The sequence below is a fragment of the Candidatus Frackibacter sp. WG13 genome (genome assembly GCF_900114655.1).
Classification (GTDB): Bacteria; Bacillota; Halanaerobiia; order Halobacteroidales; family Acetohalobiaceae; genus Frackibacter.
Map to the genome: position 1 here is coordinate 82,639 of NZ_FOTT01000004.1, position 19,659 is coordinate 102,297.

At 37.4% G+C, this 19,659-nt stretch carries 23 protein-coding genes and 1 other annotated feature; all 23 genes read right to left on the reverse strand.

The annotated features are described in order from the left end of the window. Window positions 1–27: 27 nt before the first annotated feature. The 23 genes from BM077_RS03700 to rplJ all read right to left on the reverse strand — a co-directional run bounded on the left by BM077_RS03700 (window position 28) and on the right by rplJ (window position 19,395). On the reverse strand, window positions 28–213 hold the full coding sequence (locus BM077_RS03700; RefSeq protein WP_089748275.1) for a type Z 30S ribosomal protein S14: 186 nt from the start codon (window positions 211–213) through the stop codon (window positions 28–30). 35 nt (window positions 214–248) lie between these two features. Continuing rightward, window positions 249–788, reverse strand: a complete 540-nt coding sequence (rplE, locus tag BM077_RS03705; RefSeq protein WP_089748274.1) for a 50S ribosomal protein L5 — start codon at window positions 786–788, stop codon at window positions 249–251. Window positions 789–844: 56 nt separating this feature from the next. Next, a complete protein-coding gene (gene rplX / locus BM077_RS03710) occupies window positions 845–1,165 on the reverse strand; it encodes a 50S ribosomal protein L24 (protein ID WP_255361546.1) in 321 nt (106 codons plus the stop codon). Window positions 1,166–1,224: 59 nt separating this feature from the next. Beyond that, complete coding sequence (rplN, locus tag BM077_RS03715) at window positions 1,225–1,593, reverse strand: 50S ribosomal protein L14 (RefSeq protein ID WP_089748272.1); 369 nt, start codon at window positions 1,591–1,593, stop codon at window positions 1,225–1,227. 38 nt (window positions 1,594–1,631) lie between these two features. Next, entirely contained in the window at window positions 1,632–1,883 is a 252-nt protein-coding gene (rpsQ, locus tag BM077_RS03720; RefSeq protein WP_089748271.1) for a 30S ribosomal protein S17, read from the reverse strand. Between the two features lie 59 nt (window positions 1,884–1,942). Next, complete coding sequence (rpmC, locus tag BM077_RS03725) at window positions 1,943–2,143, reverse strand: 50S ribosomal protein L29 (RefSeq protein ID WP_089748270.1); 201 nt, start codon at window positions 2,141–2,143, stop codon at window positions 1,943–1,945. After that, entirely contained in the window at window positions 2,133–2,567 is a 435-nt protein-coding gene (rplP, locus tag BM077_RS03730) for a 50S ribosomal protein L16 (RefSeq protein WP_089748269.1), read from the reverse strand. Before rplP ends, rpmC begins: the two co-directional genes overlap by 11 nt. A gap of 30 nt (window positions 2,568–2,597) precedes the next feature. Continuing rightward, complete coding sequence (rpsC, locus tag BM077_RS03735) at window positions 2,598–3,245, reverse strand: 30S ribosomal protein S3 (RefSeq protein ID WP_089748268.1); 648 nt, start codon at window positions 3,243–3,245, stop codon at window positions 2,598–2,600. A 3-nt stretch (window positions 3,246–3,248) separates the two neighbouring features. Then, window positions 3,249–3,590 (reverse strand): 50S ribosomal protein L22, encoded by a 342-nt coding sequence (gene rplV / locus BM077_RS03740; protein ID WP_089748267.1) that lies wholly within the window; start codon window positions 3,588–3,590, stop codon window positions 3,249–3,251. 13 nt (window positions 3,591–3,603) lie between these two features. Further along, window positions 3,604–3,888: a 30S ribosomal protein S19 gene (rpsS, locus tag BM077_RS03745; protein ID WP_089748266.1), complete on the reverse strand. Its 285-nt coding sequence runs from the start codon at window positions 3,886–3,888 to the stop codon at window positions 3,604–3,606. Between the two features lie 27 nt (window positions 3,889–3,915). Further along, entirely contained in the window at window positions 3,916–4,752 is an 837-nt protein-coding gene (gene rplB, locus BM077_RS03750; RefSeq protein ID WP_089748265.1) for a 50S ribosomal protein L2, read from the reverse strand. 26 nt (window positions 4,753–4,778) lie between these two features. Next, window positions 4,779–5,069, reverse strand: a complete 291-nt coding sequence (rplW, locus tag BM077_RS03755; RefSeq protein WP_089748264.1) for a 50S ribosomal protein L23 — start codon at window positions 5,067–5,069, stop codon at window positions 4,779–4,781. Next, entirely contained in the window at window positions 5,069–5,695 is a 627-nt protein-coding gene (rplD, locus tag BM077_RS03760; RefSeq protein WP_089748263.1) for a 50S ribosomal protein L4, read from the reverse strand. The genes rplW and rplD overlap by 1 nt, the downstream gene beginning before the upstream one ends. A 24-nt stretch (window positions 5,696–5,719) precedes the next feature. Beyond that, window positions 5,720–6,352 carry a 50S ribosomal protein L3 gene (gene rplC / locus BM077_RS03765; protein ID WP_089748262.1) on the reverse strand — a complete coding sequence of 211 codons (633 nt, stop codon included), beginning with the start codon at window positions 6,350–6,352 and terminating at the stop codon, window positions 5,720–5,722. A gap of 58 nt (window positions 6,353–6,410) precedes the next feature. Beyond that, window positions 6,411–6,728, reverse strand: a complete 318-nt coding sequence (rpsJ, locus tag BM077_RS03770; RefSeq protein WP_089748261.1) for a 30S ribosomal protein S10 — start codon at window positions 6,726–6,728, stop codon at window positions 6,411–6,413. Between the two features lie 84 nt (window positions 6,729–6,812). Continuing rightward, complete coding sequence (tuf, locus tag BM077_RS03775) at window positions 6,813–8,009, reverse strand: elongation factor Tu (protein ID WP_089748260.1); 1,197 nt, start codon at window positions 8,007–8,009, stop codon at window positions 6,813–6,815. 49 nt (window positions 8,010–8,058) lie between these two features. Next, complete coding sequence (gene fusA / locus BM077_RS03780) at window positions 8,059–10,128, reverse strand: elongation factor G (RefSeq protein WP_089748259.1); 2,070 nt, start codon at window positions 10,126–10,128, stop codon at window positions 8,059–8,061. Window positions 10,129–10,163: 35 nt separating this feature from the next. Next, window positions 10,164–10,634 (reverse strand): 30S ribosomal protein S7, encoded by a 471-nt coding sequence (gene rpsG, locus BM077_RS03785; protein WP_089748258.1) that lies wholly within the window; start codon window positions 10,632–10,634, stop codon window positions 10,164–10,166. Window positions 10,635–10,675: 41 nt separating this feature from the next. Then, the gene (gene rpsL, locus BM077_RS03790) at window positions 10,676–11,047 is read right to left on the reverse strand and encodes a 30S ribosomal protein S12 (RefSeq protein WP_089748257.1); all 372 of its coding nucleotides are present in this window, start codon (window positions 11,045–11,047) and stop codon (window positions 10,676–10,678) included. A gap of 188 nt (window positions 11,048–11,235) precedes the next feature. Further along, window positions 11,236–14,703, reverse strand: coding sequence for a DNA-directed RNA polymerase subunit beta' (gene rpoC, locus BM077_RS03795; protein ID WP_089748256.1), 3,468 nt, complete (start codon window positions 14,701–14,703; stop codon window positions 11,236–11,238). Between the two features lie 48 nt (window positions 14,704–14,751). Further along, a complete protein-coding gene (rpoB, locus tag BM077_RS03800; RefSeq protein WP_089748255.1) occupies window positions 14,752–18,012 on the reverse strand; it encodes a DNA-directed RNA polymerase subunit beta in 3,261 nt (1,086 codons plus the stop codon). A 394-nt stretch (window positions 18,013–18,406) separates the two neighbouring features. Then, window positions 18,407–18,781, reverse strand: a complete 375-nt coding sequence (rplL, locus tag BM077_RS03805) for a 50S ribosomal protein L7/L12 (protein WP_089748254.1) — start codon at window positions 18,779–18,781, stop codon at window positions 18,407–18,409. 95 nt (window positions 18,782–18,876) lie between these two features. After that, window positions 18,877–19,395 (reverse strand): 50S ribosomal protein L10, encoded by a 519-nt coding sequence (rplJ, locus tag BM077_RS03810; protein WP_089748253.1) that lies wholly within the window; start codon window positions 19,393–19,395, stop codon window positions 18,877–18,879. Window positions 19,396–19,408: 13 nt separating this feature from the next. Beyond that, window positions 19,409–19,576: a sequence feature (ribosomal protein L10 leader region), on the reverse strand. Window positions 19,577–19,659 lie beyond the last annotated feature (83 nt).

The following is a 19,659-nucleotide window of genomic DNA, read 5'->3' on the forward strand; positions in this document are numbered from 1 at the left end:
CAACCTCCTTTCTTAATTTCACATCAATTACCAACTAGACTTCTTAACTCCTGGCAAAACGCCCTCATGAGCTAATTCTCTGAAACAGATTCGGCATAATTCAAACTTACGAAGAACTCCCCGAGGTCGACCACATCGACGACATCTAATAACTCCACGAGTAGAATGGTCTTTTTCTTTTTTAGCTTTCTCTATTTTAGATTTTCGAGCCACATTTTTCCCTCCTTTAAACTCTAAAGTTATTAAGCTTATCTCTTAAACGGCATACCCATTAATGCTAATAACTCTTTAGCCTCTTCATCAGTTTCAGCATCAGTCACAATTGTAATATCCATTCCTCGTGTTTTATCTACTTCATCTACATCAATCTCTGGAAAGACTATCTGGTTATCAAGACCTAAAGAATAGTTTCCTCTTCCATCAAACGATCTAGTGGAAAGTCCTCTAAAATCACGAACTCTAGGTAAAGCAACATTAATCAACTTGTATAAGAACTCATACATCTGACCTCCACGTAATGTAACTTTACAACCAACCGGCATTCCTTTTCTGATTTTAAAGTTAGCAATAGATTTCTTTGCTCGCGTCACTACTGGTTCCTGTCCAGTAATAACTCTTAATTCTTCTACCGCATTATCTAATAACTTAGCATCTTCAGCAGCTTCACCGATTCCCATATTAAGAATAACTTTCTTTACTTTTGGAACTTGCATTACATTATCATAATCGAATTTCTCCATTAATGCTTCAACAATATCTTCTTGAAATTTTTCCTTTAATATTGCCATTAGCTTAGCCCTCCTTCCATAACAAACCGATAATTTAATAATCAACGATCAATCTATTAATCTACAAACTCGCCACACTTTTTACAAGTTCGAACTTTTTCACCAGAATCTAATTTTTCTTTTCCAGTTCTAGTAGGCTGATCACAATGTTTACAAATCAACTTAACATTAGAAACAGCAATTGGTGCTTCACGCTCTACAATTCCACCTTGTGGCATATCCTGAGTAGGTCGTTGATGCTTCTTTCTGATATTAATTCCTTCTACGATCACTCTATTTTCACGAGGCAAAGCTCTTAATACTTCACCACTTTTACCTTTATCATTACCAGCGATAACTTTTACTTTATCGCCTTGCTTAATACTTAGCTTAGGAATAGTCAATCGAACTACCTCCCTTCAACTCTTAGAAAATTAACCATTCTCTTAATAATAATTTATAATACCTCTGGCGCTAATGAAATAATTCGGGTAAACCTTTTATCTCTTAATTCTCGTGCTATTGGTCCAAAAACTCTTGTTCCGCGAGGATTACTATTCTTATCCACAATCACCGCTGAATTTTCATCAAAACTAATATATGATCCATCTGAACGTCTGTACTCTTTCTGAGTTCTAACAATTACTGCTTTTACTACTTCACCTTTTTTAACCATTCCATCAGGAATTGCTTCTTTAACTGTAGCAATAATTGTGTCACCAATAGTGGCATACTTTTTCTTGGAACCGCCTAATACTTTAATACACAATAACTTTCGAGCTCCAGAGTTATCAGCTACATTTAATTTAGATTCTACTTGAATCATTACTAATAACCTCCTTTCCTAAACCTCCATCGAACTATCTATTTAGCTTTACGAAGAATTTCATCTACTATCCATCTCTTTTGCTTACTAATAGGACGTGTCTCTTTAATCTTTACTTTATCTCCAACTTTACACTCATTCTTTTCATCATGAGCCTTAAAGCGAGAAGTACGATTAATAACTCGTTTATATAATGGGTGTTGCGTCTTACGTTCAACTGCAACTACAACCGTCTTATCCATCTTATCACTAACAACGGTTCCTGTTCTAACCTTTTTCTTCTCAGACATTAGGTAACCTCCTTTATCAAATAAATATTAGCTAATTTTAAGTCAGCCCAAATCAAGTATTAATGACTGATTCCTAATTTACGTTCGTGTAAGATTGTCTTAACTCGAGCAATAGCCTTCTTAACTTCACGAATTCTCGTCGGATTATCTAATTGAGCAGTCGCTTTTTGAAACCTTAAATTAAATAATTCCTCTTTCAGTTCATCTAACTTATATCCTAATTCTTCGGAAGTTAATTCTCGTAACTCATTAGCTTTCATCGCTGTCACCATCCATTCCTTCTCGTTTTACAAATTTAGTCTTAATCGGCAACTTATGAGCTGCTAAACGCATTGCTTCTCTAGCCACCTCTTCATTAATACCAGCGATTTCGAACATGACTCGACCAGGTTTTACTACAGCAACCCAATGTTCTGGAGCACCTTTCCCAGAACCCATTCTTGTTTCAGCTGGCTTTGCTGTTACTGGCTTATCAGGGAAGATATTAACCCAAATCTTACCGCCCCTTTTGATATAACGAGTCATAGCGATTCGAGCAGCTTCTATCTGTCGATTAGTGATCCAAGCTGGTTCTAAAGCTTGTAATCCAAATTCTCCAAAGTTAACTGTATTTCCACGATGTGCTTTACCTTTTAATCTTCCGCGATGCTGCTTTCTATGTTTAACCCGCTTTGGTAATAACATATTGTTTGCCTCCTTTCTAACCGATAATCTTTATTCGTCATCAACTTCCGGTAAAATTTCTCCTTTGTTAATCCAAACTTTAACTCCGATCTTACCATAAGTCGTGTAGGCTTCTGCAAAGCCGTAATCAATATCAGCTCTTAAAGTATGAAGTGGTACATTACCTTCATGGTAACCTTCAGTACGAGCCATTTCAGCACCGCCTAAACGACCACCACATTCAATCTTAAATCCTTCTACACCACTCTGTCTTAGAGCACGATTCATTGCTTGCCTCATAGCTCTTCGGAAAGAGACTCTTCCTTCTAACTGTCCTGCTACGCTTTCAGCAACTAATTGTGCATTCTTCTCTGGATTCTTAACTTCAACAACATTAATCTGGACTTTCTTACCAGTCATCTCCTGTAACCCTTTACGTAAGGCATCAACTTCTGATCCACCTTTTCCAATTACCATTCCTGGTCGAGCTGTATGAATATCAACCTTAATCCGATCAGCAGCACGCTCAATAACCATTCGGGAGATTCCTGAATTATACATCTTTTCTTTAATATGATTTCGAATATCTAAGTCTTCATGCAAAAAATCAGCATAGTCATCTTTATCAGCATACCATTTGGCATCCCAATCTTTAATAACCCCAACTCTTAAACCGTGTGGATTAATTTTCTGTCCCACTAATTATCCCTCCTTCTTTTCCTTAACTTTAACAGTAATATGACTCGTTCTTTTATTAATAGGACTTGCTTGACCCATAGCCCGTGGTTTATATCTCTTCATTGTTGGTCCTTCGTCAACATAAGCTTCCGATATATATAATTCATCTGCAATCATATCGTGATTATTCTCCGCATTAGCTACAGCAGATGTAAGCACTTTTTCAATAATCTTAGATGCTTTTTTAGGAGTATGCCGAAGAATTCCAATTGCTTCAGCAACTTCTTTGCCTCTAATTAAATCGATTACCTGTCTAGCTTTTCGCGAAGAAATGCGAACTTGTTTAGCGATAGCTTTTGCCTCCATCGTTTAACCCCCTTTACTTAAGTGCTGTCGATCTCTCTGTACGAGAACCGTGCTGTCTAAATAATCTAGTAGGCGCAAATTCACCTAATTTATGCCCTACCATCTCTTCTGTAATATAAATTGGAACATGCTTCCGTCCATCATAAACCGCTATCGTATGACCAACCATCTGCGGAAAGACAGTAGAACTTCTTGACCAAGTTTTAATAACTCTTTTCTCTCCAGACTCATTCATCTCTTCGATCTTAGCTAACAATTTCTCTTCAACGAATGGCCCCTTTTTCACTGAACGACCCAAATTAGTTACCTCCTCTCAATATCCACTTTAGTCTTTCTTTTTGTCATTACGACGACGAATAATTAACTTATCAGACTTCTTAGGTTTTCGCGTCTTCTTACCGATTGTTGACTGTCCCCAAGGTGTAACTGGATGTCTACCAGCTGCTTTTCGACCTTCTCCACCACCATGTGGATGGTCATGAGGGTTCATAGCTACACCTCTTACACTTGGTCTTCGACCTAACCAACGACTACGTCCGGCTTTACCGATAGTAATATTCTCATGTTCAATATTACCTACTTGACCGATAGTAGCTTTGCATTCTGCTTGCACTAGTCTAACCTCTCCTGAAGGCAACTTAATATGAGCATACTTTCCTTCTTTAGCCATTAACTGTGCTTGTGCTCCAGCAGAACGAACTAACTGTGCACCTTTCCCTGGCTTCAATTCAACATTATGAATGATAGTACCTACAGGAATATCTTTTAATTTCAATGCATTCCCTGGTTTAATATCAGCTTCTTCTCCTGAACGAACTGTATCTCCAACTTCAATCCCTTTAGGAGATAAAATATACCTCTTCTCCCCATCAGCATAATGTAACAATGCAATCCGTGCAGAACGATTTGGATCATATTCAATAGTAGCTACCTTAGCCGGTACTCCATCTTTGTCTCGCTTAAAATCAATAATCCTATACTTTCTTTTATGTCCTCCACCCCGATGTCTCACTGTAATACGACCATTAGCATTACGACCACCAGACTTTTTAAGTGGAGCTAATAATGATTTTTCTGGCTTATCAGTCGTAATTTCTTCAAAAGACTCTACAGTCATATATCGTTTAGCCGGTGATGTCGGCTTAAATTTTTTAATCGACATAGTAGTCAACCTCCTTTTCTCCTTGATTACATTCCTTCAAATATCTCTATTCGGTCTCCCTCAGCTAACTTAACTCGTGCTTTCTTCCAGTCAGCTCTTCTACCTTCATGAACACCCATTCTTCGTTTCTTACCAGACATGCGATTAGTAGTTACTTTCTCTACTTTTACATCAAAGATTTCTTCAATCGCCTTCTTAATTTCTGGTTTATTGGCATCTAGGACAACTTTAAATGTGTACCAGTTCTTTGTCTCAATATCAAACATAGCCTTTTCAGATATATGTGGCTGGATAATAATATCCCGTGGCTTTCTCATTAGTCCAGCACCTCCTCTACTTTCTCAATAGCATCTTTAGTAGCAATCAATTTATTACAATTTAAAATGTCATATACATTGAGAGCCGATGCAATTAAAACATTTACTCCTGGGATGTTTCTTGCAGATTTATATAAATTTGCATCTTTTTCAGATGTTACGATTAAAACTTTCTGGTCACTACTATTTAATGCCTCTAAGACCTTAACCATCTCTTTAGTCTTTGGTTGAGCAAAATCTAATTTGTCTACAACGATTAATTCATCTTCGTTTACTTTAGCTGTTAAAGCTGACTTTACAGCTAATTTCTTTACCTTCTTAGGTAGTTTCTTGCTATAATCTCTTGGCTGAGGACCAAAAGTCGTTCCACCGCCTACCCAAATTGGAGAACGAATACTTCCATGACGTGCACGACCTGTTCCTTTCTGTCGCCAAGGCTTACGACCTCCGCCACTAACTTTACCTCGCGTCTTAGTAGCAGCAGTTCCGCTACGCTTAGCAGCTAACTGTGCAGTTACTGCCTCATGAACGACATGCTCATTAATCTCTACATCAAATATATTTTGATTAAGTTCAATTTCGCCTACTTGGCTACCTTCTCTATTATATAATGCTAATTCAGGCATTCTTTATCCTCCTTTCGTACCAACTTATCCTTTAACAGAATCTTTAATTAGTAATAATCCTTTTTTCGGACCAGGAACAGCACCTTTTACTGCTAAGATATTCTTTTCTGGATCTACTTTAACTACTTCCAGATTTTGAATAGTTACTTTCTCTCTACCCATGTGGCCTGGCATCTTCTGACCCTTGAATACTCGTGCTGGGTCTGACCCGGCTCCAATAGCTCCTGGTAATCTATAGTTTCTAGAACCATGAGTCTTAGGTCCTGTGTTAAAGTTCCAACGCTTAACTGTACCTGCAAACCCTTTACCTTTAGATGTTCCTGTAACATCTACTCGATCTCCTGTTGCAAAGATATCAGCTTTAATCATCTCTCCCACTTGATATTGCTCATCATCTTCGTCAACCCTAATCTCTTTAATATATTTTTTGGGTTCAATACCATATTTATCAAAATGACCTTTTAATGGCTTATTAACTCTATGCTCTTTAACTTCACCAAATCCAAGCTGCACACCGTTATAGCCATCTACTTCTTCAGTCTTCTTTTGAACTACAGAACATGGTCCTGCTTCAATAATTGTTACTGGCATAACTTCTCCTTCATCATTAAAGATCTGTGTCATACCAACTTTCTTTCCTAAAATTCCTTTTCTCATCTTTCTTGCACCTCCTCAAATCCAATAACTAATATTCGATTTTAACTACACATTATTTTTATAATTTGATTTCGATATCTACACCTGCAGGTAAATCTAAACGCATTAAAGAATCAACTGTCTTAGATGTTGGTTCTAAAATATCAATTAATCTTTTATGAGTTCGCATTTCAAACTGCTCTCGCGACTTCTTATGGACATGAGGTGAACGCAAAACAGTAAACACCTCTTTTTTAGTCGGTAATGGAACTGGACCGGAAACTTGTGCTCCTGTCCTCTTTGCAGTTTCAACAATCTTTGTTGCTGATTTATCTAAAAGCTGATGCTCATATGCTTTCAAACGAATTCTAATCTTCTCTTTAGCTTTATTCGCCATCTTTACACCTCCATTACAGAAAATATTACACAGAAAAAAGAAGAGGAGAGAAGTAAAAATCTCCTCATTCTTTTTTACTCCAATTTATTCAATAATTCCAGTAATAACTCCAGCTCCTACAGTCTTACCGCCTTCTCGAATTGCAAATCTTAATCCTTCTTCCATGGCGATTGGAGTAATTAATTCTACTTCCATCTCGATATTATCTCCTGGCATTACCATCTCTACTCCTTCTGGTAAGTTGATATCGCCAGTTACGTCTGTAGTTCTAAAATAAAACTGTGGTCTATATCCATCGAAGAATGGAGTATGTCTTCCACCCTCATCTTTACCTAGTACATAAACTTCAGCATTAAACTTAGTATGTGGAGTAATTGATCCTGGTGCTGCTAATACCTGACCTCTTTCGATATCTTCTCTATTAAGTCCTCTTAATAATGCTCCAATATTATCTCCTGCTACTGCTTCATCTAATAGCTTACGGAACATCTCTACTCCTGTTACTACTGTTTCTTGTGTATCTTTAATTCCGATAACTTCAATCTCATCACCTGGGTGTAACTTACCTCTCTCTACTCTACCAGTGGCTACTGTACCTCGACCTTTAATTGTAAATACATCTTCTACAGGCATTAAGAACGGCTTGTCTGTATCTCTTTCTGGTTCTGGTAGATACTCATCTACAGCATCCATTAGTTCCATAATCTGTCCACACCATTCACAGTCTCTATCTCCACAGGCACATTCTAGAGCCTTTAGAGCAGACCCAACTACGATTGGAGCTTCGTCTCCTGCAAATTCATATTCGTTTAATAATTCTCTTACTTCCATCTCTACTAATTCTATTAACTCTTCGTCATCTACCATATCTGCTTTATTTAAGAATACTACTATGTTCGGTACGCCTACCTGACGAGCTAATAATAAGTGCTCTCTTGTCTGTGGCATTGGCCCGTCTGCAGCAGATACTACTAATAACGCTCCGTCCATCTGTGCTGCACCAGTAATCATATTCTTTACATAGTCAGCGTGTCCTGGACAGTCTACGTGAGCATAGTGTCGATTTGCTGTCTCATACTCTACGTGAGAAGTCGCAATTGTAATTCCTCTTTCCTTCTCTTCTGGAGCATTATCGATATCTTCAAAGTTAGAAGATCCTTCTCCTCCTTTTGCTAATACCTTTGTAATTGCTGCTGTTGTTGTTGTCTTACCATGGTCTACGTGACCGATAGTACCAATGTTAACATGTGGTTTGTTTCTTTCAAACTTTTCTTTTGACATTCTTTTCATCCTCCTTGAAAAAATTATAAACTAGTTTTAAAATTTTTAATTAGTCGTTGTCGACAAGCTCTTTAGCAATATTACCAGGAACTTCACCATAATGACTAAACTGCATCACATAGTTAGCACGACCTTGAGTATTAGAGCGAAGGTCCGTTGCATAACCGAACATTTCAGATAAAGGCACATCAGCTTTGATGACCTTAGCATTACCTCTCTGTTCCATACCTTCTACTTTTGCACGACGACCGTTTAAGTCACCAATTACATCGCCCATATACTCTTCTGGAGTAACAACTTCAACCTCCATAATCGGTTCTAAAAGCACTGGCTTAGCTTGTTTAGCTCCATTCTTAAAGGCCATCGATCCAGCAACTTTAAATGCCATCTCAGAAGAGTCAACTTCGTGGTAAGAACCATCATTCAAGCTAACTTTGATATCTACAACTGGATATCCAGCTAAAATTCCATTTTCCATTGCTTCTTCAATTCCATCTTCAACAGATGAAATATAATCTCTAGGTACAACTCCACCGACAATGTTATCTTCAAATTCAAAACCTTCACCTGCTGGTAATGGTTCCATCTCAATAATAACATGACCATACTGTCCACGGCCACCAGACTGTCGAATGAACTTGCCTTCAGCTTCTGTCTTCTTCTTAATAGTCTCTCGATAAGCCACTTGTGGCTGCCCAACATTAGCTTCTACACTAAACTCTCTCATTAAACGATCAACAATTACTTCTAAGTGTAACTCTCCCATACCAGAAATAACTGTCTGTCCCGTCTCATCATCAGTTCGAACCTTAAAAGTTGGATCCTCTTCAGCTAAACTCTGTAAAGCTTGCCCTAGCTTATCCTGATCCTTTTGTGTCTTCGGTTCAATAGCAACATCAATTACAGTATCAGGGAATTCCATAGATTCTAAAATAATTGGATCATCTGCATCACAAAGTGTATCCCCAGTAGTTGTGTTCTTAAGACCTACAGCAGCTGCTAAATCTCCAGCATAAACTTGGTCTCTTTCTTCTCGGTGATTAGCATGCATCTGTAAGATTCGTCCAACTCTTTCTTTCTCCTCTTTAATAGAGTTGTAAACATATGAACCTGCTTCTAAAACTCCAGAATAAGCTCTAAAGAAAGCAAGTTTACCTACATAAGGATCAGTCATAATCTTAAATGCTAGTGCAGAGAAAGGTGCATCATCGTCTGCTGGACGAGTAGCTTTTTCTTCAGTTCTCGGAATTATTCCTTCTACCGGCGGAATATCCACAGGAGATGGTAAATAATCGACAACCGCATCTAAAATCGGCTGAACTCCTTTGTTCTTTAAAGCAGTTCCACACAATACTGGAGTGAATTCAATATCAAGAACCCCTTTACGGATCCCATCTTTGATTTCATCCTCAGTAATCTCTTCACCCTCTAAATACTTCATCATAAACTCTTCGTCTACATCAGCAATAGCTTCTAATAATAACTCTCTATATTCTTCAGCTTCTTCTACTAAATCTTCAGGAATCTCTTGTTCTTCATACTCAATTCCTAATTCATCATCATAAACTATAGCCTTCATTCCTACCAAATCTACTACTCCAGCAAAGTTATCTTCTTTACCGATTGGTAATTGAATCGGTACCGGATTAGCATCAATTCTTTCATCCATCATATCTACAACATTATAAAAATCTGCCCCTGTTCTATCCATCTTATTAATAAATGCAATTCTAGGAACATTATATCTATCTGCCTGGCGCCAAACTGTTTCAGATTGTGGTTCTACTCCACCTACTGAACAGAATACACCAATCGCTCCATCTAATACTCTTAAAGATCTTTCTACCTCTACAGTAAAGTCCACGTGCCCTGGCGTGTCTATAATGTTAATTCTATAATCTTGCCACTGACATGTAGTAGCCGCAGATGTAATTGTAATACCTCTTTCTTGTTCCTGTTCCATCCAATCCATTTGGGAAGCACCATCATGAGTTTCACCCATTTTATGCACTCTTCCAGTATAGAAGAGAATACGTTCAGTAGCTGTCGTCTTACCAGCATCAATATGTGCCATAATCCCAATATTCCTTGTTCGCTTTAGCGGAAATTGTCTGGCCACTATTTTACCCTCCTTCAAACATTTAACCTATTTTTTTACCATTTATAGTGAGCAAATGCTTTATTTGCTTCAGCCATACGATGAACTTCCTCTTTTTTACGTACAGCTCCTCCTTCACCATTATAAGCATCAATAATTTCATTAGCTAATTTACTTACCATTCCTCTTTCACCACGTTCACGACTTGACTCAATAATCCAACGTAAGCCTAATGTTAATCGCCGATCATTACTTACCTCGACTGGAACCTGATAGTTAGCGCCACCAACTCGACGTGACTTAATCTCTAAAACAGGCATTATATTATTAAGTGCTTCTTTATAAACTTCCAAAGGACTTTCTCCAGTCTGATCCTCAATCACATCCATAGCACTATAAAAGATATTTTCAGCTAAACTTTTCTTGCCATCATACATAATCTTATTAATAGTCTTAGTAACTAGCTTACTATTATAAATTGGATCTGCTGCAACTCTTCTTTTTTCTGCTGTGCCTTTTCTTGACATCCATATCCCCCCTTTTACTATTGATTTAGAAATTTAATCTATTATTGTGGTCTCTTAACTCCATATTTAGAACGTCCTTGTCTTCTATCTTCAACACCGGCAGTATCTAATGCGCCACGAACAATTGTATATCTAACACCTGGTAGGTCCTTAACTCTTCCTCCTCTGACTAAAACTACAGAGTGTTCCTGTAAGTTATGACCTATTCCAGGAATATAAGCTGTAATTTCCTTTCCGTTAGTTAAACGAACACGAGCTATCTTTCTTAAAGCTGAGTTAGGCTTTTTAGGTGTTGCTGTATAAACTCTAGTACAGACACCTCTCTTTTGTGGTGCTCCCTCTAAAGCTGGAGCTGTCTTCTTCTTCTCAACTTTATCCCTACCTTTACGAATTAATTGATTAATAGTAGGCATTACTACACCTCCTTCCAGATTTAAGCGGCTAATTCTTTAAATGAGGGGTGCATTAATACACCCCTTTTATAATTACCATTTAAAACCTTAACATTTAATTAAAGTTAAATGTTTATATCTTTATTCCACACACTTGCATATTTTAACACTTTAATCTCTAACTGTCAAGGAATTAATTGATTTTTTATTTAATTAGCTTCGGCTTCTAATTCAGACTCTTCTTTTTGTGGTACTAAATCTAAATCAATCTCTCTATACTTTCTCATTCCCGTACCAGCAGGAATAAGTTGACCTATAATCACATTCTCTTTTAGACCAATTAATTGGTCGTTCTTACCTTCTAATGAAGCTTCAGTTAAAACCCTAGTCGTCTCCTGGAAAGAAGCTGCTGACAAAAAGCTATCTGTAGCTAAAGAAGCTTTTGTAATTCCTAACAATTCTGGCTCAGCAGTTGCTGGTTCTTTTTCATTAGCAATCGCTTCTTCATTAACTTCTCTAAATTCAAAGGTGTCAACTAATTCACCAGGCAACAATTCAGTATCGCCTGCTTCTTTAATCTTTACTTTGCCCATCATCTGCCTAACTACTACTTCTATATGCTTATCGTTTATCTCTACTCCCTGTGAACGATAGACATCTTGTACTTCACGAAGTAAGTATTTTTGGACATCTCTAGGTCCCTGAATATTAAGGATGTCCTCCGGATCTAATGGACCTTTAGTCAATCTAGTTCCTGATTCTACATACTCACCATCTTCAACTCTAATTTCAGAACCGTAAGGTAGCTGATATGTCTTCTGTCTTCCTTCTTCAGTCTTGATGACTGCTTTAAAGGAGTTAGACTTTTCTACTAAATTAACTTTTCCACTTAACTCAGTAACAATAGCTTGCCCTTTTGGTGTGCGAGCTTCAAATAACTCCTCAACACGTGGCAGACCCTGTGTAATGTCATCACCAGCAACTCCACCAGTGTGGAACGTACGCATCGTTAACTGAGTTCCTGGTTCACCGATAGATTGAGCAGCGATAATTCCAACTGCCTCTCCTACATTCACCAATCTTCCTGTAGCTAAGTTGCGACCATAACATTTACGACAAACACCGTGTTTAGTCCTACATGTCAATGCAGATCTAATTTCAACTTCTTCAATCCCAGCTTTTACAACCTCTTTCCCAGTTGCTTCATCAATTAGTTCATTCTTTTCAACAATTATTTCACCGGTTTCAGGATCTTCAATATCCTTAAGAGCAACTCTACCAGTTATTCTTTCTAATAATGGTTCAATTACTTCATTAGATTCTTTAATATCCTCAACTAATATGCCTTCATCAGTTCCACAATCATGCTCTCTAACTATTACATCCTGTGAAACATCGACTAATCTCCTTGTTAGATAACCAGAGTCAGCAGTTCTTAACGCAGTATCCGCTAATCCCTTCCGAGCACCGTGAGTAGAAATAAAGTATTCTAATACAGTTAAACCTTCACGGAAGTTAGCTTTGATAGGTAAGTCAATAATCTGACCTGATGGATCAGCCATCAATCCTCTCATTCCACCTAACTGCGTAATCTGTGAGGTATTACCTCGCGCACCGGAAGTAGCCATCATATAGATCGGATTAGTTTCAGATAGATTAGCTATCATCTCTTCCGTTACATTTTCTTTAGCCTTATCCCAAACGTCAATTACTTTCTGGTACCGTTCTTTATCAGTAATCAAACCTCTTCTATATTGTTGTTCAATCTGGCTTACCTTTTCTTCCGAATCCTTAAGAATCTTAGGTTTTGCTTCTGGAATCTCTACATCGGTTACTCCAATTGTCACTCCAGCTTTAGTTGAATATTTAAAAGTAATATTTTTAAGTTCATCTAAAATATCTGCTGTCTTATTTGGACCAAATTTCTGATGACATTCTCCTACTAAATTAGATAGTTCACCTTTATCGAATTCTCTATTATAAAATTCAAATTCATCAGGGAAAATATCATTAAATAGGACTCGACCTACACTAGTATCGAGCCATTCTCCATCAAGTCGATACTTAATCTCAGCATGAATAGAGACGACATCATTCTCATAAGCCATCAGCACTTCATCAGCACTACCAAATATCTTTCCTTCTCCTTTTGCTCCTTCACGAATTATAGTCATATAATAAGCACCTAAAACCATATCCTGTGAAGGTACAGCAATCGCTTCCCCATCAGCAGGTGATAATATATTATAAGTAGATAACATCAAAAGTCTAGCCTCAGCTTGTGCTTCCGCAGATAACGGAAGGTGAACTGCCATTTGGTCACCATCAAAGTCCGCATTATAAGCAGGACAGACTAATGGATGAATCTTAATCGCTTTTCCTTCTACTAAGATTGGCTCGAAGGCCTGAATACCTAATCGGTGTAATGTTGGAGCTCGGTTTAATAAGACCGGATGCTCTTTAATTACATCTTCAAGAATATCCCAAACCTCTTCATTTAATTTCTCGACTTTCCCCTTAGCACTTTTAATGTTATGTGCTAAGTCCTCATCAACTAACTTCTTCATAACAAATGGCTTAAAGAGTTCTAATGCCATCTTCTTAGGCAGACCGCATTGGTGCATCTTTAAATCAGGTCCTACTACAATTACTGAACGACCAGAGTAGTCAACCCGTTTTCCAAGCAAGTTCTGTCTGAAACGACCTTGCTTCCCTTTTAACATATCACTTAAAGATTTCAGTGGTCTATTTCCTGCCCCTGTCACTGGACGACCGCGACGACCATTATCAATTAAAGCATCAACTGCCTCCTGTAACATTCTCTTTTCATTTCTAATAATGATATCCGGCGCACCTAAGTCTAATAATCGCTTCAATCTATTATTTCTATTAATTACTCTACGGTATAAATCATTTAAATCAGAAGTTGCAAAACGGCCACCATCTAACTGTACCATCGGTCGTAATTCAGGTGGAATTACTGGAATTACCTCTAAAATCATCCATTCCGGACGATTACCTGAAAGACGCAATCCTTCTAAAACCTTTAACCTTCTGACTGCTCGTTTACGGCGCTGTCCTGAAATTTCTTTAATTTCAGCTTTTAATTCTTTAACTTCTTTATCTAAATCCATATTTCTTAATATCTCTTTTACAGCTTCTGCACCCATACCAGCCTTAAACTCATTACCGTGCTTAATACGTGCCTCTCTATATTCACTCTCACTTAATAACTGCTTATTACTTAATGGCGTCTCCCCAGGTTCAATTACAATATAAGAAACAAAATATAGAACTTTCTCTAATGAACGCGGAGACATATCCATAATTAAACCTAACCTACTAGGAATCCCTTTAAAGTACCAGATATGTGAAACAGGCGCTGCTAATTCGATATGACCCATTCGTTCTCTCCGTACTTTAGAACGAGTAACCTCTACACCACATCGGTCGCAGACAACCCCTTTATATCTAACTCGTTTATACTTTCCACAATGACATTCCCAATCTTTTGTTGGTCCAAAGATTTTTTCACAGAAGAGGCCTTCTTTTTCTGGTTTCAAAGTTCTATAATTAATAGTTTCTGGCTTTTTAACTTCTCCACTAGACCAGTTACGAATTTTTTCCGGTGAAGCCAAACCAATTCTCATAGAATCAAAATTATTTACATTCAGCAAGGGCCACTCCCCCTTTTTTAGTTTCGATAATTTAAAACTAAAATTCTTCTATTCGTCATCTTCCTCACCATCACTATCATCTATATCTAAACCTAATTTTTTAGTTGTATCACTAACAGCTTCCTCATCTTCACCAATCTCTAACTCTTCATCATCTTCAGAATAGACTCTAGCATCAAGTCCAATACTCTGCATCTCTTTAATCAATACTTTAAAGGATTCAGGAATACCAGGCTCCGGTATATTCTCACCTTTAACTATTGATTCATAAGTCTGCACTCTACCTACAACGTCGTCAGACTTAACTGTAAGCATTTCTTGTAATGAATAGGAAGCACCATATGCTTCTAATGCCCAAACCTCCATTTCACCAAAACGCTGACCACCAAACTGCGCCTTACCTCCTAGTGGTTGTTGAGTTACTAAAGAGTATGGTCCTGTAGACCGAGCATGAATCTTAGAGTCAACTAAATGATGTAGCTTTAAGATATACATATAACCTACTGTTACTCTTTCTTCGAACTTTTCTCCGGTTCTTCCATCATATAGTTCAGTCTTACCATCTCTGGCTAACCCTGCTTCCTCTAACGCATCTTCAACATCTTGCTCTGTAGCACCGTTAAAGACCGGTGTCTCTACATGAACCCCTAATGCTTTAGCTGCCATTCCTAAATGAGTTTCTAATACCTGACCTAAGTTCATTCTAGATGGTACCCCTAATGGATTAAGCACTACTTCTACTGGCTCTCCATTTGGTAAGTAAGGCATGTCTTCCTCAGGTAAAATTCTAGAGATAACTCCTTTATTACCATGGCGACCAGCTAGCTTATCACCGACAGAAATCTTACGCTTATTAGCAATATAGACTCTGACTAACTTATTAACTCCTGGTTTTAAATCGTCACCATCTTCTCTAGTGAAGACTTTAACATCAACTACAATTCCAGTCTCTCCATGTGGTACCTTTAGAGATGTATCTCTTACTTCACGTGCTTTTTCTCCAAATATAGCTCTTAACAGACGTTCTTCAGCAGATAGTTCGGTCTCACCCTTTGGTGTTACCTTTCCTACTAGAATATCGCCAGGAACTACCTCAGCACCAGGACGAATAATCCCTCGTTCATCTAAATCTTTAAGAGCATCCTCGCCAACATTAGGTATATCTCTAGTTATCTCTTCTGGACCTAATTTAGTATCCCGAGCTTCAGCTTCATGTTCTTCAATATGAATTGAAGTTAGTCCATCCTCTTTAACTAACTTTTCACTAATTAAAATTGCATCCTCATAGTTATAACCTTCCCAAGGCATAAACGCAATCATACAATTACGCCCTAATGCTAACTCACCTTTATCAGTAGCAGGGCCATCCGCAATAATATCTCCTTCATTTACCCTATCTCCTTTACGCACAATAGGCTTTTGATTAATACATGTACCTTGGTTAGAACGAACAAACTTATCTAATTTATATTTATCTACCTTACCGTCATCTGTCTTAATTAAAATCTTATCTGCACTTACCTTCATAGCTTCGCCACTATTCTTAGCAACTACCGTTGCTCCAGAATCTTTGGCAGCTTCATATTCAATTCCTGTTCCTACGTAAGGAGCATCAGTTCTTAATAAAGGTACCGCTTGTCGTTGCATATTAGCCCCCATTAAGGCTCGGTTAGCATCATCATTCTCTAAGAACGGAATTAAGGCCGCAGAAACACTAACAATCTGTTTTGGCGAAACGTCCATATAGTCTACTTTCTCTTTATTAACCTTTAGAATGTCCTCACGATACCTAACATTCACTCTATCATTAACTAAATTACCATCTTCATCGATAGGTTCATTAGCCTGAGTAATGATATAACCTTCTTCTTCATCAGCTGTTATGTACTCTACTTCATCGGTAACCTTACCGTCTACTACTTTACGATATGGCGTCTTAATAAATCCAAATTCATTTGTCTTTCCATAGATACAGAGCGAACCAATCAGACCGATATTTGGTCCCTCAGGAGTCTCAATCGGACATATTCTTCCATAATGAGTATGATGAACATCTCGAACATCGAATCCAGCCCGTTCTCTACTCAAACCTCCTGGTCCTAACGCACTCATCCTTCTTTTATGAGTTAACTCAGACATTGGGTTCGTCTGGTCCATAAATTGTGACAGCTGACTACTGCCAAAGAACTCCTTAATAGCAGCCACTACTGGTCTCGTATTGATTAAAGCTTGAGGAGTAATTACATCAATATCTTGAATAGTCATCCTCTCTCTAATTACCCTCTCCATACGAGAAAGTCCAATTCTAAACTGATTCTGTAATAGTTCTCCTACAGTCTTCAAACGTCGATTACCTAAATGGTCAATATCATCAACATAAGCATCATCATCATCATTAACTAATTTAACTAAATATTTTACGGTCTCTACAATATCTTCTTTAGTTAATGTTCTCTTATCTGGGTCTACATCTAAGCCTAATTTTTTATTAATTTTATATCTACCTACGCGAGCTAAATCATATCGCTTAGGGTCAAAGAAGAAAGACTCCAATAGATTTTCTGCACTCTCTACTGTTGGTGGTTCTCCAGGTCTTAACTTCTTATAAAGCTCAATCAAAGCTTCTTCCCTATTCTCTGTGCTATCACGTTCAAGTGTATCGTGGATTACTTCATGATCACCAAATAAATCAATCAATTCAGCATCTGTACCATAACCTAAGGCTCTAAATAATACAGTAGATGGCATCTTCCGAGTTCGGTCAACTCTAACAGCAATGATTCGCTTCTTATCATATTCGAACTCAATCCATGCTCCACGATTAGGAATAATACTACCAGTATAGAGTTGACGACCATCTTTTGTCATCTCTCCTCCGTAGTATACTCCAGAAGATCTAATAAGCTGATTAACAATAACTCTTTCAGCACCGTTAATAATAAAAGTTCCTTTGTCGGTCATTAGAGGGAAATCACCCATAAAGACTTCCTGCTCTTTTACTTCACCAGTCTCCTGGTTAATTAATCTAACCTTAACTTGGAGGGGTGCAGCATAAGTCACATCACGATTCTTACTTTCAATCTCATCATACTTAGGTTCTCCTAAAGAGTAATCAATAAACTCTAAGACTAAGTTCTCTGAAAAATCGTGAATAGGTGAAATCTCATTAAACATCTCTAAAAGCCCAATCTTTAAGAACCAATCATATGATTCTTTCTGTGTCTCAAGTAAATACGGTACTTCCATTGCTTCTTCAATTTTAGCAAAGCTTCTCCTTTGGCGCCTAAGAGAGCTTTCCGGTTTGGCCATAAAACAATTCACCTCCGCTAGTTTTCTCAGACTAAAGCCAACAACACTTACATAATCTAAAACATCATATATAGAAATTTATAAATAAAAATAAAGCCATTAGATACTAAGTTGATTCTCAGTTATAACAACAATAATATTCTTGGCTATTTTAATTACAAATATACGTTTTTATTTGACTATAACTTAAAAATTTATAATCAAGACTGATAAATGGTATATTCCCCACATTTTATCATTCCCATAACAATTAATAATGGTAACATAATATTCAAATAATGTCAAGAGATTATTTGTCTTTTTCTGATAAGGTAAAAAAGCACCCTGCTATACCTTAACAGAGTGCTTTTATTATCTATTTCTATATCTTTAATTTATAATCACAAACTTAGAACTACTTAAGTTCTACTGTAGCACCAGCTTCTTCAAGCTTCTCTTTAACCTCTTCTGCTTCTTCTTTCTCAACACCTTCTTTAACAGCACTAGGTGCATCATCAACAAGTCCCTTAGCATCTTTAAGACCTAAATCAGTTACCTCTCTTACGGCCTTAATTACTTTGATTTTCTTATCACCAGCAGAAGTAATAACTACATCAAATTCAGTTTGCTCTTCTTCGCCACCTGCAGCACCGCCAGCAGCAGGAACACCTGCCATAGCAACTGGAGCAGCAGCAGAAACATCAAACTTCTCTTCTAACTCTTCAACTAATTCAGCTAGTTCAAGAACAGACATGTCCTCAATAGCTTCAATAATTTCTTCTTTAGTCATTATCTTCACCTCCTTACCAAAATTTCTTGCAAAATAAGATCTAAATTTAAGTTAAAACTTAAACCTATCTTTATTTGAAAATTTATTAAAAGAACTTACTCTGCTTTTTCTTCCTTAATAGCATTTAAAATGCGAGCTATACTTCTAATTGGATCGTTTAAAGCATTCACCAAACCATTGATTGGTGCCTTCATATTAGCTAATGCTTGAGCAAGTAATGTTTCACGTGGTGGTATGTCAGCTAATGCTTCAATCTGTTCTAAACTTATTACATCTCCGTCTAAAATTCCAGCTTTAATCTCTAACGCTTCATGATCTTCAGCAAATTCAGATAAAACTTTAGCTGGAGCTACCGGATCCTCTTCAGAAAACGCAATAGCTGTTGGACCAGTTAAGTACTCATGAACAGCTTCTTGTTCAGCATTCTTAGCAGCCATGCGAGCCAATGTATTCTTAGCTACCTTATAGTCAACACCCGCTTCTCTCAATTTAGCTCGTAATTCAGTAATTTCTGCTACATTTAAACCACAATAATCTGTTAAGACTGCAGCTTTAGATTTATTAAATTTATCTGTCAACTCTTCAACAACCAATTCTTTTTCACGACTAGGCATATCTCCACCTCCCCTTTCAAACTAAAAAAAGCCTCCGCAGACAACTGGAGACCTAAGAACAATTCTATCATAAGAGAATTAATGCAGCAAACTAGAACAGCATATTCTCTATCCCCGCCTCGGTGGGTTAATTTAAGCTTTTGCAAGCACCCACTGTCTACAGCTGTCAATTTCAGTATTCAATTATTTTTGACTCACAAATGGAATTATAACATAGGAATCTTATTAAGTCAAATATTATTTAAAATAAATTAACTTATTCTT